Origin of the sequence: Chryseobacterium sp. OV279 (genome assembly GCF_900128945.1) — a bacterium.
GTDB lineage: Bacteria > Bacteroidota > Bacteroidia > Flavobacteriales > Weeksellaceae > Chryseobacterium.
Genome location: NZ_FQUD01000002.1, coordinates 524,371 through 541,232 on the forward strand (window position 1 = coordinate 524,371; position 16,862 = coordinate 541,232).

Here is a 16,862-nt window from a genome sequence, read left to right on the forward strand (position 1 = left end):
TATTTGGAGTATGATGTTGGAGTTTCGCAAGGACGCTATTTTTTTCATACGATGTGTTGTTAAGGCGCAAGGATTTTATCTGCGATAAAATTTAATGCTGTTGATGAGATTGCTTCGTCGCTGCGCTCCTCGCAATGACAAAAAAAGAGTATCGGCGGCCCGCAGGGCCACCGATACTTTCATTTATCTCTCAAGCGTAAAATTAGAAATCACTTTCGGACGTTCAGCCTCGTTGGCTGCTTTCCAGGATGTCCTGTACATCCATTCCGTCATTTTATGGAGCTTTTTATAGTTGATATTTTCAGATTCATCCTGAGGCGTGTGGTACTGATCATGGAGTACGCTGGTGAAAAACACTGCCGGAATTCCAATTTTTGCATACGGCAAATGATCACTTCTAAAGTAGAAATACTCGGCATGATTTGGAGAATCCCAGTCTTTCAGGTATTTGAATTTTGTACTTTCGTTATTGGCATCCTCTGCCATTTTAACCAATTCCTCAGAGTTTTTATGGGGTGCATTTCCTCCAAGGAGAGCGGCTTCATTATTATCATTTCTGCCGATCATATCTCCGTTCAGAACAGCTACAATCTTTTCTTTTGGAACCACCGGATGAGCAGCATGCCATCTGGAACCGAGCAATCCTCTTTCTTCCGCTCCATGGAAAACAAACAGAATACTTCTTTTCCCAGGTTGCTTTTTATAGGCTCGGGCCATGGCAAGCATTGCAACGCATGTACTGGCATTATCGTCGGCACCGTTGTAGATAGTGTCATTTTTTACGGGATGTCTGATTCCGTCATGATCCTGGTGACCGCTTAACAAAACATATTCTTCTTTAAGGGCAGGATCTGTACCTTCAATTTTTCCGATGATGTTTACGGAAGGATATTTGTAGGTTTCTGTGATAAGGTTCAGAGCCATTTTAGGGTTATTTTTCACCCAATTTGCATTTTCTCTTTTGATCCATAAAACAGGAATGTTATCCGTTATTTTTTCTCTCAGACCCTCTACGCCGTAAGTTCCTCTTGTCATTTGAGGAAGAACTTCAACCCAGCTTTTTTCAGAAATATCATCGGTGATGAAAATTATGGCTTTTGCGCCCAGTTCGAGAGCTTTGCTGTAATATTTTGTCCTTACAAAACCGGGATATCTTCTTACAAAAAGTGTCATTTCCTTGTCGATATTTTTATCGGAAGCATTGACGGCAAGAACTTTTCCTTTGATATTTAATTTGGAAAGCTCTTCAGGTTCTGCATTTCCGGCGTATACAATCTCAGCATCAATTGCGGCATTGACAGGTTCCGCAACAAGGAAATCTTTCCATAGTATCAGATTACTGTTTCCGATTTTCAGACTGGTTTGAGGAATCACCTGATGCCTGTACATATCAAAAAACTGGAAAAATGTACCGTTGTCACCAGCGGGCTTCATTCCGGCTTCTTTGGCTTTATCGGCCAGCCACATCGACACTTTTAATTCATCCAAAGTTCCTGCTTCACGACCCCAGAACTGATCGGCTGCCAGTTCATACATGTCTTTTCTGAGATCCATTTCTTTGATGGCAGAAACCAGTGGTTTTTTATAGTTTTGAGCATTCCCAAGGCTGAACAGGAGAATACTGAGTATGGAGAATATGTAATTTTTATTCATCAGATTTTTAATTGAAGTTAGCCAATTTATCTGAGAACTGTTTTGAAAACTCCTTTCTGTCTTCCTCCAGTTTTTCTTTGTCAGCCGGAAGGACATAATTAAAAAGGACTTTATCTTCATGGTCAAGAAATATAATTTCCTTTTCATTACCATCGATCATCTGGGCGAAAATTTCCCACATCGGGGTATCTTTCAGTCTTAATAATTCAAAAAACTGCTCCGCTTTTATTTCTATTCTCTGCATGTTTCGTTTTTTATGTATTTAAAAATGTTGTTTAAAATTCTAATAGTTTCAGCTTAAACTGAATGGCAAAATTCTGTTTGAAATTGGGTGTGGTATAATATCCGACTCTGTAGAACAGCCCTAAATTGAAGTAGCTTGACAGAAAATTATTCCACTCAAGACCCACCTCCTGATACAGGTGATCCAGTTTTCTGAATCTGAATTCATGGTATTCCGGATGCTTCATATCTCCGATGGTTCCTCTTAATACAAAATCAAAGCTCGAAATATTCTGTCCAAAGCTTTTGAAGTACAAAGGAAGCTTGTGGGTGAAGTAGTAGGCAATAAATTTATCATTGTAATACTTTCCGCCCTCCAGCGTGGCAAAACCAAGGTAAGAGGTAAGGTTAAAATTAAAATCCTTACTCGGGGAAGCCAGTCCGTTCATTGTAAAATGCTTCCAAATAGGAGCTTCACCCAATACCACACCTCCGTAAAGTCTGAATCCAGTGGTTCCGAGCATCGTTTTAAAGTTATGGACAAACAGGGCATCAAAACGGGTATAATTAAAATCTCCGCCCAAAACTTTGTAGCTTTGTTCGTAATTGAAATACAGTTCAGGATATTTCTGATCGATGATCGATTTTCCCTGAGGCGTCATGATATTCGTCGAGTTCGGGGAATATTTTAAAGTAAATAACGTATTGAAATTATCAAATTCACCGCCTTTTCCTCTGAATTCATAATCAAATTTAGCTTCCTCAATATTTCTTTTGGCTGCAAAAACCAGGGTCAGTCCATTCGTCACATCATTCAGGTAAGAAAGTGATGCTCCTCTGAAATGATAGTATTTATCATTGTTAATGTTGTTTCCGTAATTCATCATCCGCATCTTGAAATTCCACAGCCTTCTGTAGAACTCTCCCGATGCCGTCACATCATTATAATACTCGATTCTGAAAAATGAATTTTTATCCAACGTCGTCTTCATATCAAGACCGATTCCGTATTTCCATTTATCATCCTTAAAACCATAGGCAAAATAATAATCCGGAGAGAAATAGGGATTGAAGGTTTCATTCATTTTGGCTTTTAAACCAAGCCTGAAGCCTTCATATAAGTTGTAATTCACAATTTCATCTACGGCAAAATCTACAATGCCTGCCCTGATCTGTCCATTGATAAGACCCGTCAGGATTTTCGCTTTGTTGTCAATATTATACTTTCTGCCTAAGCTGTCAATCGTTTTGTAAGTGTTTTTTTCCCTTTCTGTCAGAGGGTCGGTCCGGTATTTATCAAGAAGATGTCCATCAGCGTTTTTTACAGAAAAAGTATAGCCTTTAAAATCATTACGATCCTCCTGAACCGGTGATTTGAAATCAAAATAGGTAGAAGTCAGGAAAGCATACGTTCCGAAACTGGTCCTGTCTTTCTTCTCAGGATGTTCTTCCGTTTTTCCTTTGTTTTCCTCTTCCATAGCCACTCTGCTCATTCTGAGTTTTACCTTTTCCTGAGCCAGAAACCATTTATTATTGTAGAAAACCCAGGTACTCGTGATGATACCGTCGTTTTTGTTCTTGCTGAAATTTTCAATCTTTTGAATCCCGTAGGTCTCAGTGTCTACATAGATAGCACCGTTATATTTTCTCCTTTTATCCGGTTTTTTGTAATTCACCTCACGGAAACGGATCACAAATGTTTTTCTGCCACTTACTTCAATGGTATCCGAAAGGAAAAAGCGGTAGAGCCCTCTGTTCTCCTGCTTGATCTGGTTCGGAACTTTGTCCCTGTTGCTCTGCTGGATGGCGATCATTTCGTAGATTGGCTGTTTAAGTCCGGAAATTCTGTTGTCCAGAATATTGACCTTTTCGCCGTACTGTTTAGAATATAAAAATTCCTGAGCCCTTTCCCACAGGAAGAGTTTACTTTTTGAAAAGATCTGTTTGGCAGAGATATTATTTAACGAATCTTTTTCTCTTTTTTTCTTGAAAAACTGCGTGTCATTGAAAAAATTATTAAACTGCGTAATACTGTCCTGATCAATGTCCATAGACATTTTTTCGTAGGATTTAAACGTATAGGAATCTAAACTCTTCGGTGAATTTTCGTTAAAAAGCTTGTTCACCTTTTTTAGGATGTCAATCGCTCTGGGATCACTCCGGTCTTCAATGACGACTTCTTCAATATCGGTAGTTTTTGATGCTTTTTTAAGCAGAGTAACTTCCATATCAGCTTCTACTGCTGCAGTTTCGATTTCGTATTTTTCGGCTTGTATCTCAATGGTACTGCATGAAGCTTTAAACTCCAGTGCTCCCTGGATATCTGTAAATCCCAGAACTTTTCCATCACAGGAAATTTTTGCGTTGGAAATAGGTTTTTGGTCAGTTTCGTCAATGACCCTGATCTTTGATTGAGCGTAACCAAAGAAAGACATTAACAAATACAGTAAGACTAAAAACCTTTTCATGTAAAAACTAGATCAAAAGTAGTAATATTTCTTGTGTTGAGAAAGTTTTTATGATTTGTTAATACATTGATTCCATCTAAGTTTCAGATAGAAAAATAGAGTAAAAGGAGATTTTAAAAATAAAGACATTTTAGTGATCATCCAATGCTCCCATAAAGTCGATGATCTTATCTGTTTCCTGATCCGTCAGTTGCAGTGGGCTGTCAGAAAGCGTCTGATTATCCACTTTAAAACCGAAACCCTTTCCGCCGCCTTTGTTATAAAAATTCATCACTTCTTTCAGGGTTTTATACCCTCCGTTATGCATATAGGGAGCCGTTTTGCTAATGTTTCTCAGGGTAGGTGTTTTAAATGAATGCTGTAATGCTGCCACCGTTTCATGGAATTTTCCTCTTCCCAGATCCTGATCAAACATTTTATTCTCTCCGTTCACAGCTGTTCCCAGTACTTCCTGTTCCGTTTTTTTGAAATTCGGGGGAACGGTTCCGTTAAACAAAGGAATGAAGTGACACAAAGCACACTGCGCTTTTCCTACAAAAAGATTGAATCCCTGTTTCTGGTTTTCGGTCATTGCAGAACGGTTTCCATTCATATACCGGTCAAAATTAGAATTAAATTTTGCTAAAGAACGGATGTAAGTTGCCAGTACATTCTGAAGTTGCCAGGTCTCTGCTTTCGGGGTGTTATAAATCTTTTTGAATGCCGGAAGGTACATCGGATCCTGATTAATTTTACCCAAAATGACATTCAGGTCACCGTGCATTTCTTCTTTGTTGGAGATCACATCCGAACTTTGACCTTCCAGATCATCTTTTCGCATATCCCAGAACTGTCCGTGCTGAAACCCTGCATAATTCAGGGAAGGTGTATTTCGCTGCAGTTCTGCATGGTCAAGAGACATCGATTTGGCAAGCCCGTCTGTAAAAGCTTTTTCCGGATTATGACAGGTTGCACAGCTTCTGTTGTTGCTGTTGGAGAGAATTTTGTCGCTAAAGAGTTTTTTACCCAAAGCCGCCTTTTCATCAGAGAATGCAAATTCTTTCCCGGGAATAAATGCATTGGGATTGAAAGCATTTTTCGAGAAAAAAGTAGCTGCATTTTTACTTAAAGCAGTGGTCACTTCAATGTCCGGAATGTTTTCCTGTTTTTTAAATTCCAGGAGTAAAGAAGAAATTGTATTCAAATGATCCGGAATGAAATTAACATAGTCAAACGTATTTCTGTCCGTATTTTTTTTCAGGGCAACAATGGCTGATTGAATGGCCGCGTTAATACTTTTCAGGGCCTTATCTTTTGACTGATCCGTAGAAATTTGCTGTAAAGTCAGTTGAACAGCTTCTAAAGAATAAGGCATTTCCTTCAAAAATGTTCCTGATATCGGGGTATCGAAACTTGAAATTCCTAAACTTGAAATCCTGAAAATTTCCTGTCTCGCAGCATCGAAAACCTGATCTTTGCTGATGGAGATTGCCTGAAAGTTGGTTTTAATGGTATTGCTTTTATTGATCAATTTCTTCAGAAACCTAATGGATTCTTCCTTGTTTTCAGGAGTGTAAGGGTAGAAGAGCTCTTCCAGAACCTGAAGACCTTCCGGTTCCAGTTCGGTATGCTCGTCCATTTCAATTTCAGAAAGGGCAGGACCGTTGATAAACCGCGCTGAATTCGGCAGGAAATATTCAACCGCCCATTCCATTTTTTTATAGGTAATTCTCAGTTCCTCAAATTTTCTCTGGATTGTCTTTTCATCGGTATTCTTTGAGACAAGAACGATGAGTTCGTTGATCTGTTTTTCAAAGGAAGCATTGTTTTTGGCTATTTCACTTTTTACAGCACTCAGATCCTCATTGATGGGCTGATGTTTGTCTGTTTTACACTGAAAAAGAACAAAAAGAACAGCTACAATGGATAATACAGCGAGGACCGGATATTTGACGAATATTTTCATAGGCATGAAAAAGTATCAACGGAAATTTCCGCTGATACTTTGGGCTTTTTATGGGATATCTAAAATTATTTCTCTACGTTTCTGATGATGACGATCTGGCCGCCTTCCTTATTGGTATTCACACCCGCACCGTCAGCATTTTTAAACTTATCCTTCTGCCAGGTATGAGAGTGGATGTTTACTGTAAAAGTATTCGGAATTCCAATGATGTCTGAGATGTCAACCATCGCTCCATACTCCCATGAACCGAATTTTTGAAGCGTTCCGGATTGGTTATATGCGGTCTGCCATGCTGTATCCAGTCTGTTATGTTTCATATTCAGCCACGGTTTGTACTGTTTTGTAGCGATATTCAGCTGCCAGATATAAGAATCATGAGCGGCGGCTGTGTAATAAGAATCACCGTCTTCCTGGATGTAAACGAAGTTCTCCGTTACACAAAGGTTATCAGGATTGATCAGGTTATTTCCCGGATTGGAATCTCCTTCTGCAACCACTTCCAGTTTTCCTGTCAGCATATTGTTTTCGTTAAGAACAAGCTTGTACACTCTTCCCCACATGGTTAATCCCGGTTTCGGAGTGGCACCGTCTGAAGATTCTCCTGTTGCCGTAAAGTAAATTTCTCTTCCTTTTCCAGCTCCTTTTCTGTAATCTACGTCCTCAACTCTTGAAAAACGGATCGCATTATTGTCAATGTTCTTTTGATTAATCTGTGCTCCGGTTGAATTTTTAGCATTGGAAATCTCAACAAATTCCACATCATAAGAACCTCCTTTCACCATATCGGTTTCCGTATAGTTGTTGTTGGTTCTTTTTAATGCATATAATTTTCCGTTGTCAAGATCTCCCTGAGTTGTTGAAACATACATGATCAGCTGTCCTGCAGACTGATGGGATGAAGAATAAGACTGATCTTCACCAATCATGATGTACGTTTTTCCGCCTGAAATATCTTTAGGAAGCGGAACTGCATTTTCCATAGAAGCTTTACCCAAAGCTGGTTTTACTCTTGTCTGGTCAGATGCCTGAGAAGCAGAAGCCAACGGATTAAGCGCGTGAACCATACTTTCTTCACCGGATTCACCGGCAGTAAGGAATGCACTGAAACCATGCGTTTCAGGAGTGGCAAGGGTAGCAGAACATAATCTGGTCATTCCTCCGATCCCGTTCAGGATGTATTCTCCTTTTACAGGTTTGAATGTTTTATCTAAATAAACTCTTGATACAGACTGAGTAATCTCGTGGTTCGTGATCATTAAATAACCATCTGAGCTGGGATCTTTCATAATTCCCATACCGTCCGGCTGACCTGCAAACACAAAATTAGGGGTTCCGGAAAGAACATCGGAACTGGAAATCAACGTCGTAATATTCAGATTTTCAAAACCCGTCATTCCATAAACGAAGGCCGGTTCCTGTGAAAAATTTTCAATTTTAATATTCTGATTGACAGGAGTGGTTTCCTGCCCGTCATTGTCATCGTTACAGCTCTGAAAGGCCATAGCAGCGAAGAATAGAGCTCCGATAGTTTTGTTAATTTTCATAATTACTTTTTTGAATTTCGATTGTAGCAAAACTAATGGTCTATTGTGAATTATATTTTAAGGGGACGCAACAAATAGTTTAAGTTTGGGTAATGGTTTGTTAAGATAAGATCAATAATTAGAATGGTTATAAATAAAAAAAACTCCTGATATTTTCAGGAGTTTTTAATGTTTTATGATAAAAGGATGATTAATCCTAAATATTCAAAGCTTTTTGGTAAGCATTTTCCAAACCGTCAATATTTTTACCTCCTGCCGTTGCAAAGCCCGGATTTCCGCCGCCGCCGCCCTGGATCTCTTTAGCCAGGTCTTTTACGATGGTTCCTGCCTGATAATCTGCTGCCAGATCGTCAGAAACTCCGACAGTGATCATGGGTTTTCCGTCCGCGTCAGAAAGAATAATCGTTACTGAATTTGGGGTTTCTTTTTTCAGCTGGAATACGATGTCTTTTACAGAACCTGCGTCCAGAGAAGTTTTCTTCACCAATAACTGCTTGTTACCTTTCTGTTCGTAAGCATTTTTCCATTCACCGATTTCTCCTTTCGCTTTTTCCTTTTTAAGGGCTTCCACTTCAGATTTTAAAGAGGCATTTTCGTCGATCAGTTTTTCAATAGATCTTACCACATCTTTAGATTTCAGCAATTGAGAAAGTTCAAGGATCTGTTTTTCTAAGTTTTTGAAATATTCCTCAGATTGATCTCCGGAAATCGCTTCAATTCTTCTAATTCCTGCCGCTGCAGAACCCTCAGAGGTAATTTTGAAATGACCGATGTCAATGGTGTTTTTCACGTGAGTTCCCCCGCAAAGTTCCTTAGAGCTTCCGAACTGGATCATTCTCACACTGTCTCCATATTTTTCACCAAACAAAGCCATAGCTCCTTTTTCCAAAGCCTCCTGAATAGGAATACTTCTGAATTCCTGTAAAGCAATGCTCTCTTTGATCTTGTGGTTTACTTTTTCTTCTACCAACGCCAGTTCTTCCTCCGTCATTTTATTGAAGTGAGAGAAGTCAAAACGAAGATAATCAGGACCTACGTAAGAACCTTTCTGCTCTACATGTGTTCCTAAAACCTCTCTTAATGCTTCATGCAAAAGGTGAGTCACAGAGTGGTTCGCCTGAGAGTTTTTTCTGTCGGTTGCATCTACTTTCGCATAGAAAACAGCACCAGCATCTTTCGGAAGACCGTTGATTAGAGAAATGATTAACCCGTTTTCTTTTTTAGTTTCCAAAACTTCGAAGCTTTCAACAGCATTTTCCAGAACTCCTTTGTCTCCTACCTGGCCACCGCCTTCAGGATAGAAAGGAGAACTGCTCAATACCACCTGGTAAAATTCTCCGTCTTTATTTTCTACTTTTCTGTATCTTGTAATATAGGTTTCAGATTCAATCTGGTCGTAGCCTACAAAGTTTTCAGGCTTTGTTTCTAAAGTGACCCAGTCGTATACTTTCTGAGCAGAATCAGCCTTTGAACGAAGCTTCTGCTTTTCCATTTCCACTTTAAATCCTGCTTCATCAATGGTAAGACCTTTTTCCTCCGCAATAATTCTCGTTAAATCATCCGGGAAACCGTACGTATCATATAATTCAAAAACTTCTTCGCTAGGTAATACTTTGGAACCGTCTGCAATCGTCTGCTCAATTAATTTCTCAACTCTGATCAGTCCGTTTTCAATGGTTTTTAGGAATGAATCTTCTTCACTTTTGATCACTTCAGTAACTAATTTTCCTTGCTTTTCCAATTCCGGGAAGAAAGGTCCCATCTGATCTTTAAGTACAGCAACCAATTCAAAAAGGAAAGGTTCTTTCATATCCAGGAATCGGTAAGAATAAGAAATTCCTCTTCTTAAAATTCTTCTGATCACATAACCTGCACCTCCGTTGGAAGGAAGCTGCCCGTCAGCAATAGCAAATGCCACCGCTCTGATGTGGTCTACCACAACACGGATCGCAATATCTTTTTCGTCTTCTAAAATTCCTGTATATTTTTTACCTGAAAGTTCTTCCACCTTAGCGATAAGCGGTGTGAAAACATCAGTATCATAATTGGAAGATTTGCCCTGAAGTGCCATACAAAGACGCTCGAAGCCCATTCCTGTATCCACGTGCTGTGCAGGAAGTTTTTCAAGAGATTTGTCAGCCTTTCTGTTGAATTCCATGAAAACCAGGTTCCATACTTCCACCACCTGCGGGTGATCGTTGTTGACAAGATCAAGTCCTGAAACTTTAGCTTTTTCTTCCGGTGTTCTAAGGTCAATATGGATCTCTGAACAAGGTCCGCAAGGCCCGCTTTCACCCATTTCCCAGAAATTATCCTTTTTGTTTCCGTTGATAATTCTGTCTTCAGAAATATGAGATTTCCAGAAATCGTAAGCATCCTGATCTCTTTCAAGGTTTTCAGAAGCATCTCCTTCGAAAATAGTTACGTATAAGTTTTCTTTCGGAACTCCGAATACTTCAGTCAGTAATTCCCAGGCAAAAGCAATAGCATCTTTTTTGAAATAATCACCAAAAGACCAGTTTCCTAACATTTCAAACATGGTATGGTGGTACGTATCTCTTCCCACATCATCCAGATCATTATGCTTTCCGGAAACTCTAAGACATTTCTGTGTATCGGCAATTCTTGGGGCCGTAGGCGTTTTGTAGCCTAAGAAAAAATCTTTGAACTGTGTCATTCCTGAGTTGGAAAACATAAGGGTAGGGTCGTCTTTCAACACGATAGGTGCTGAAGGAACGATAAGGTGGTCTTTACTTTTAAAATAATCTAAAAATTTTTGACGTATCTCTTGTGATGTCATAGTATTGCTTTGCTTTTAAAACTATCAAATTTTTGATAAGATGCAAATTTAATGTTTTTAAGCGATTTGTAAATAATTTTATGCTATGTTTTGAATGGGGTAGAGCGGGTAAAGTTTATTTGTTGTTGATAAAAGTACGGCTGCAAATAAATTCAAGGATCATTTTTGTCATTGCGAGGAGCGAAGCGACGAAGCAATCTCAAGAAAAGAAGCTTAACTATTTTGTATAAACCTATAAGGTTTGGTGGCTTTGGAGCATTTAGCGACCGTAGGAAAAGCAAAATGTTATTGAATAAACGGAAAGGATTTAACTATCATGTTGTTTTTAAGGTGCAATGGGAAATGAAGAGATTGCTTCGTCGTTGCACTCCTCGCAATGACAGCAGTCTACAATTTTATCGGAGATAAAATCCTTGCGCCTTAAAGCAGTATTAAATCGGAAATTTTTTGCGCCCTTGCGTTTATCCAACATTTTTGGAGTCATTAAAAAACATTCCGAATTCATTCCTTTTATAAGCCTCTCTCAATGTCTTAGTAATAAAAATTTTGCATGTTCTGTTTTAACTTTTTATATTCGTTTTAATATTAAATAAAGACCTGATCAATTTTATGATTTTGAGACCAAAATATAGGGTCTGTGGAAATCAGTAAAACTAGTTTTTATGATATTAAAGAATAGAAAATGACGAAAAATGAAGTGCTGAAAAGCTGGGTAGAGCAGTATTCCGGGCCTCTTTTGAAAAGAGCAGCCTATCTGCTTTCAGATAAAGTGGAAGCGGAAGACATCGTGCAGGATGTTTTTTTAGCCGCAATTTCGTCCTATGATTCTTTTGAAGGAAAAAGCCAGCCGCTCACCTGGCTGACAGCTATTTTAAACAGAAAAGCTGCTGATTTTTACCGGAAAAAGTATAAATCGGATCCCGAGATCAAACTGGATCATTTTTTTGATGAAACCGGTTCCTGGAAAAATGACGGTGTATTGAATGACTGGAATGTTTCAGAGAAGGAATCCGAACTTTTAGATAATAAAGATTTTAATAAAACCTTTGAGGAATGTATTGAGGATTTGCCCTCCAGATGGAAGATTCCGCTGAAAATGTATTATCTTCAGGAGAAAAAAGCAACGGAAGTGAGTCAGGAATTGAAGATATCTGCGACTAATCTTTGGAAGATCCTTCAAAGATGCAGAATGCAGCTGAGGGAATGTCTTGATAGCAACTGGTTTACCCACTTATAACCATATCATAAAAAATGTTGAGAAAATTTATTCATATTCTGTTCCTGCCATGCAGCAAAGCCACAATGCTGATGGAGAAAAGGAATGCACAGGCCATCTCCCGGAAGGAAGACTGGCAGCTTTCCATACACCTGAAGATCTGTAAATGGTGCCGTGCATATGAAGAAAAACTGAAAATTTTGGATGATATTTTAAAAAGAAAACTTTCTCAGAAAGAAAATACTGAAATTAATGATTCTGATATTCAAGGTTTTAAAAATAAAGTTTTAAAAAACTTAGATCTTTAGAAAAAATACTGTCAGGATTTTGAAATGTCTCCGACTATACTTTTGAAAACAAATAAAGTATCATTCAAAATCTTAAAGACATGAACGGAACATCAAAACTGAACGTCGAATCCGGAACGTACCAATCGGGATATTATATTTCACTTTTCGGGGCAGCATTGATTTTGCTCTGGATTGGCATATTCAAATTTACACCTACAGAGGCAGCTGCCATCAAACCACTGGTGGAAAACCATTTTCTTACTTTCTTCGTATATAAAACAGCAAGCGTCCAAATGGTGTCAAATGCTATCGGAGTGATAGAAATTATCATTGCCTTATTACTGATATTTAGTGTGAAATTTGCATCTCTAAGAAGGTATGCCGGAATTGGGCTGATCATGACATTTCTGGTAACGCTAAGCTATCTTTTCACAACACCCGGAATCTGGAAAATAGTGGATGGTGTTCCTGTCACAGATTTTTTCATCCTGAAAGATCTGATGTTATTGGGATTCGGGTTAATGATCGTACAAAACAATAAAAAGTAATGGATAAAAAGAAAAAAATGAAAAATATATTTATCGTACTCGGAATTATTCTGGGTATCGCAGTTTTTGCTGCAGGATCAGGGCTTTTTAAAAATTCTAAGTCCAAAGAGCTAACAAACGGAAAAGAAAAAGAAAATCAGGAAATTATGGATAATAAAAATGTCAGAGAAATCTATTTTGCAGGCGGATGTTTTTGGGGTACAGAGCACTTTTTTCAGCAGATCCGCGGAGTGGTGGGAACTGAAGTAGGCTATGCCAACGGAAATACTCAGAATCCAACATATGAAGAGGTGGTGAGCCATACCACAGGTTTTGCGGAAACGGTAAAAGTAAAATATGATCCTGAACAGGTTGATCTGAAATTGTTGATCGATCTTTATTTTAAAACAATTGATCCTACAACTCTGGACAAGCAGGGCAATGACAGAGGAAATCAGTACAGAACTGGTATTTATTTCAGCAATAAAGAAGATGAAACTTTAGTGAAAAATGAAGTTCTGAAACTGGCTAAAAATTATTCTCAGCCTGTAGTTGTAGAAACGGTAGCATTGAAAAACTTCTACAAAGCGGAAGATTATCATCAGGACTATCTGGATAAAAATCCGGGAGGTTACTGTCATATCGAGCCGGGACTTTTTGAAATGGCTAAAAATGCAAACCCACTTCCCAAAGCAAAATACCAAAAGCAGGATAAAAAAGTTTTAAAAGAAAAACTGACTGCAGAACAATATAACGTAACGCAGGAAAACGCCACAGAAAGACCTTTCCAAAATGAATACTGGAACGAAACCCGTGAAGGAATCTATGTAGATATCACCACTGGTGAACCTTTGTTTATTTCAACAGACAAGTTTGAATCCGGGTGCGGATGGCCAAGTTTTTCAAAACCGATCACCAAAAAACTGATCGATGAGAAAATGGACAAAACTGCCGGAATGGTAAGAGTGGAAGTAAGAAGTAAAACGGGAGATGCTCACCTGGGGCACGTTTTTACAGATGGTCCTACGGATAAAGGAGGTCTTAGATACTGTATCAACAGTGCTTCGCTGAAGTTTATCCCAAAAGCTGAAATGGAGAAAAAAGGCTACGGAGATTATATATCTCTGTTGGATAAAAAGTAATATGAAGAGAGACCGCTGAAAGGCGGTCTTTTTTGTTGTTAGGAAACAAACCAGGCATTTAAAACCTTGCTGAAAATCTTTGATTTTCTAGCGCCTTAAAATATTCTCATTTTCAGTCATGCCTTGCGTCTTTGCGGTTTCCCAACAAACCCCTAAAATAATAAATGGATGTTGAAAATATCACGCAGATTTCACGGATAACGCAGATTTCAGTACATTATTTACGCGCCAAACCTTATAGGTTTTATTGTTATAAAATTACTTGAATAAATTCAAGAGTTTAAATTGAAGAAAGTCTGAAAATTGGTTGACAGCAATACTTTTTAATAATGCATTTGAAATCTCTCTTTAATACTAAGCATTGAGATATTTACCAGGAATAAAAACCCGAACATGATGTAGAAAGCCTCCTTAGGAAGATTGATTAAAAACTGCTGAATTTTATCAAATAAATTGAGTTTATAAACTTCATTTAAAGAAATAACATCATGACAAAGAAAACACTCATATTTAAATTCTTCGATATTTGGATCGATGTAATTAACAGTGGCAAAGAAATGTCCTGTTTTTTCTAAATCATATGCATAAGTCTCTTGCTGAGTGATTGCCATATCATTTAATAAAGACGCAAAATCTCCATAGGTGTTATTTTTATTTAAAATAAATTCAATCCCTGTATTTTTTTTATTCCTTTTTTGAAGATTTTTTACTTCTGAAACATAAAAATTTGAATTTTCTTTTCCTTTACCAGGTTCGATTTTTATTTTTTTATAATCCCAGTTTCTCAATGGTTCAAAAGTGGAATTAAGGTTGCTTTTATCTTTTGATAGTTTTGCGGGAAGTCCAATATCCATAACAGAAACATTGATTTCCTCAAATTTTTGATTTCCGTAATACCAAAACAGCAGAGGAATAAGTACCGCACTGATCATTCCCGGCAGATAATATATTTTTTTCATTCCTGTCATTTTGATAAAATTAACGAAAAATTGAATACCCAAATAATCAAACCCTATTTTTAACATTCTACCCATACACAAAACAAAAAAGTGATCCAACGGACCACTTCATTTTTAAATCAATTCAATCATTCAATCTTTAAATTATTTAATTTTTCAATCATTAAATATTAATTGTTTACCAATCCCTTTTTCTCAGAATCCAGTAAGAACCAAAAATAAAGATCACAGACCAGATAATGCAGGCAATCATGCTTTCTGTTGGATAGTGAGCTTCATATTTTACCCCCATAATTTTCAGCATATTCAGTCTCATTAATGGATTAGGGATTAAATTTGACATACTCTCTAACGGTAAAAGACTGGTCACAAAAAAATCATTTTCCAGTACAGCTTTTCTCTGTTCGCCCTGCACTCCTGTTAATTTCTGGTAAGCTTCCAGACCGGCTAAAATCTTTTCAACTACCCAGTATGCAAAGAAACCAAGGAATACAAACATAGATTTTCTCAGTAATACGGAAAGAAACATCAGGAATGAGAAGAATGTAAACAGCTTTACAAAATAATTTCCTATAAAATAAACTTCTGCATACGTTTTTGAATCGTCGGTTACCTTAGAGTATTGATGTCCCAAAAACATAGCAATGATAAATACAATAAGAGTAGAGACTGTTGTAAAAATCGTGATCGTCAGAAGTTTTGATCCTATAAATTCTTTTCTGCTCAGACCATCAATCGTGTTTTGCTTAAACATCCTGTTGGTGAATTCCTGCGAAATTGAAAATACAATGATCAGTCCAAGGAAAATCTTTAGCAAAGCAACAATCCATGTCGTAAAATTCCAGATCTCGGGAAAATTATAAATTCCCTGTTCCTTTAAGTTGATAGTTCCTCCGAAAATATTCAGATCTACCAGTCCTATGAAAAGAAGGGCAATCAGAATGGCAAAATACATGATGGTAAAAACCTTGAACGGCCTGTAGTTCAGGTTTTTATAATATTCTAGTTTTAATAGTTTAAGCATGGGTATTCGTGTTTTTTACAAGTTCAAGAAATTGAGATTCAAGAGACAGTTTTTTCTTCGTTAAATGAGACAGAAAAATTCCCTTTTCAGCAAGCTTTTGATTTAAAGCCGAAGCAGATATAGACGCATCTTCCCGGATCTGAGCTTTGATAATCTCTCCGTCAGCTTTCACAGCACTGAACCACTGAAGTTCTTCCAATGCGCTTAAAAGTAAAGTGTTATTATCTGCCTTTAATTCAAAATATCCGTTATTCGCTGTCATTTCATCCACTCGTCCGCAATAAATTGAATTTCCTTCTTTCAAAACAATCACGTGGCTGCATATCTTTTCAATTTCGTCCAGAAGATGGCTGGCAATGATAATGGTAATGCCCTGTTTAGCAATATTACTGATGATCTCACGGATCTGAATAATTCCCTCCGGATCCAGACCATTCGTCGGTTCGTCAAGAATCATTACTTCAGGATTGTTCAGCATGGCGGAAGCGATGGCTAAACGCTGTTTCATTCCCAGAGAATACGTTTTGAAAGCATCATTTTTCCTTTCAAAAAGCCCTACCGTTTTCAGAACTTCTGCAATTCTGCTGTAAGGGGTTTCTTTAATCTCAGCCACAATCTTAAGATTCGTTTCGGCGTCCAGATAAGGATAAAAATTAGGCTGTTCAATGATGGCACCAATTCTTTTCAATGTATCCGGCTCTGTACCTTTCTTTCCAAACCAGTACCAGTCGCCGCTGGTAGGATTGATAGTGGAAAGCAGCATTCCGAATGTAGTAGATTTTCCACTTCCATTGGGACCAAGCAGGCCGTAAACGTTGCCTTTTTCTACATCAAAGGAGATATTATTGACAACCGTTCTCTTGAATTTTTTAGTCAAATTCTTTACTGACAAAATTTTTTCCATGTAATTTGTTTTACATAGTAGTAGTCTATGTAATTAACGGAATGTTACAACATTTGATTTTTTTTTAGTCAATATTTTTATTCGTTGTCATCAGAATCGATGTAACAAGATTCACAGGATCATTGTTTTATGGATGTAACTATTTTTATTGAACACAGACCTATTGTA

Annotated in this window: 13 protein-coding genes; 4 read left to right on the forward strand and 9 right to left on the reverse strand. The window is 37.8% G+C overall.

What is annotated here, in order from left to right; all coding sequences use genetic code 11:
• Positions 1-183: 183 nt before the first annotated feature.
• The 6 genes from BUA72_RS10300 to alaS form a co-directional block, all read right to left on the reverse strand.
• Positions 184-1,653, reverse strand: coding sequence for a M20/M25/M40 family metallo-hydrolase (locus BUA72_RS10300; protein WP_072922850.1), 1,470 nt, complete (start codon positions 1,651-1,653; stop codon positions 184-186).
• 7 nt (positions 1,654-1,660) lie between these two features.
• Positions 1,661-1,897 (reverse strand): hypothetical protein, encoded by a 237-nt coding sequence (locus BUA72_RS10305; RefSeq protein ID WP_072922851.1) that lies wholly within the window; start codon positions 1,895-1,897, stop codon positions 1,661-1,663.
• Positions 1,898-1,928: 31 nt separating this feature from the next.
• Entirely contained in the window at positions 1,929-4,343 is a 2,415-nt protein-coding gene (locus BUA72_RS10310) for a peptidase associated and DUF5686 domain-containing protein (RefSeq protein WP_072922852.1), read from the reverse strand.
• A gap of 130 nt (positions 4,344-4,473) precedes the next feature.
• Complete coding sequence (locus tag BUA72_RS10315) at positions 4,474-6,288, reverse strand: cytochrome-c peroxidase (protein WP_072922853.1); 1,815 nt, start codon at positions 6,286-6,288, stop codon at positions 4,474-4,476.
• 65 nt (positions 6,289-6,353) lie between these two features.
• On the reverse strand, positions 6,354-7,832 hold the full coding sequence (locus BUA72_RS10320; protein ID WP_072922854.1) for a PhoX family protein: 1,479 nt from the start codon (positions 7,830-7,832) through the stop codon (positions 6,354-6,356).
• A 196-nt stretch (positions 7,833-8,028) separates the two neighbouring features.
• Positions 8,029-10,632 (reverse strand): alanine--tRNA ligase, encoded by a 2,604-nt coding sequence (gene alaS, locus BUA72_RS10325; RefSeq protein WP_072922855.1) that lies wholly within the window; start codon positions 10,630-10,632, stop codon positions 8,029-8,031.
• A gap of 682 nt (positions 10,633-11,314) precedes the next feature.
• Between alaS and BUA72_RS10330 the strand changes: the two genes are divergently transcribed.
• The 4 genes from BUA72_RS10330 (at position 11,315) to msrB (ending at position 13,807) form a co-directional block, all read left to right on the forward strand.
• Positions 11,315-11,869 carry a sigma-70 family RNA polymerase sigma factor gene (locus BUA72_RS10330; RefSeq protein ID WP_072922856.1) on the forward strand — a complete coding sequence of 185 codons (555 nt, stop codon included), beginning with the start codon at positions 11,315-11,317 and terminating at the stop codon, positions 11,867-11,869.
• A gap of 14 nt (positions 11,870-11,883) precedes the next feature.
• A complete protein-coding gene (locus BUA72_RS10335) occupies positions 11,884-12,156 on the forward strand; it encodes a hypothetical protein (RefSeq protein WP_047448716.1) in 273 nt (90 codons plus the stop codon).
• An 80-nt stretch (positions 12,157-12,236) separates the two neighbouring features.
• A complete protein-coding gene (locus BUA72_RS10340) occupies positions 12,237-12,686 on the forward strand; it encodes a DUF417 family protein (RefSeq protein WP_072922857.1) in 450 nt (149 codons plus the stop codon).
• Positions 12,687-12,703: 17 nt separating this feature from the next.
• A complete protein-coding gene (msrB, locus tag BUA72_RS10345) occupies positions 12,704-13,807 on the forward strand; it encodes a peptide-methionine (R)-S-oxide reductase MsrB (protein ID WP_047449147.1) in 1,104 nt (367 codons plus the stop codon).
• 323 nt (positions 13,808-14,130) lie between these two features.
• Here msrB and BUA72_RS10350 read toward each other — a convergent pair whose 3' ends face one another.
• From BUA72_RS10350 to BUA72_RS10360, 3 genes are all read right to left on the reverse strand, one after another.
• On the reverse strand, positions 14,131-14,739 hold the full coding sequence (locus BUA72_RS10350; RefSeq protein ID WP_228407860.1) for a hypothetical protein: 609 nt from the start codon (positions 14,737-14,739) through the stop codon (positions 14,131-14,133).
• A 205-nt stretch (positions 14,740-14,944) separates the two neighbouring features.
• A complete protein-coding gene (locus BUA72_RS10355) occupies positions 14,945-15,790 on the reverse strand; it encodes an ABC transporter permease (protein WP_072922858.1) in 846 nt (281 codons plus the stop codon).
• Positions 15,783-16,694, reverse strand: a complete 912-nt coding sequence (locus BUA72_RS10360) for an ABC transporter ATP-binding protein (protein WP_072922859.1) — start codon at positions 16,692-16,694, stop codon at positions 15,783-15,785. The genes BUA72_RS10355 and BUA72_RS10360 overlap by 8 nt, the downstream gene beginning before the upstream one ends.
• Positions 16,695-16,862 lie beyond the last annotated feature (168 nt).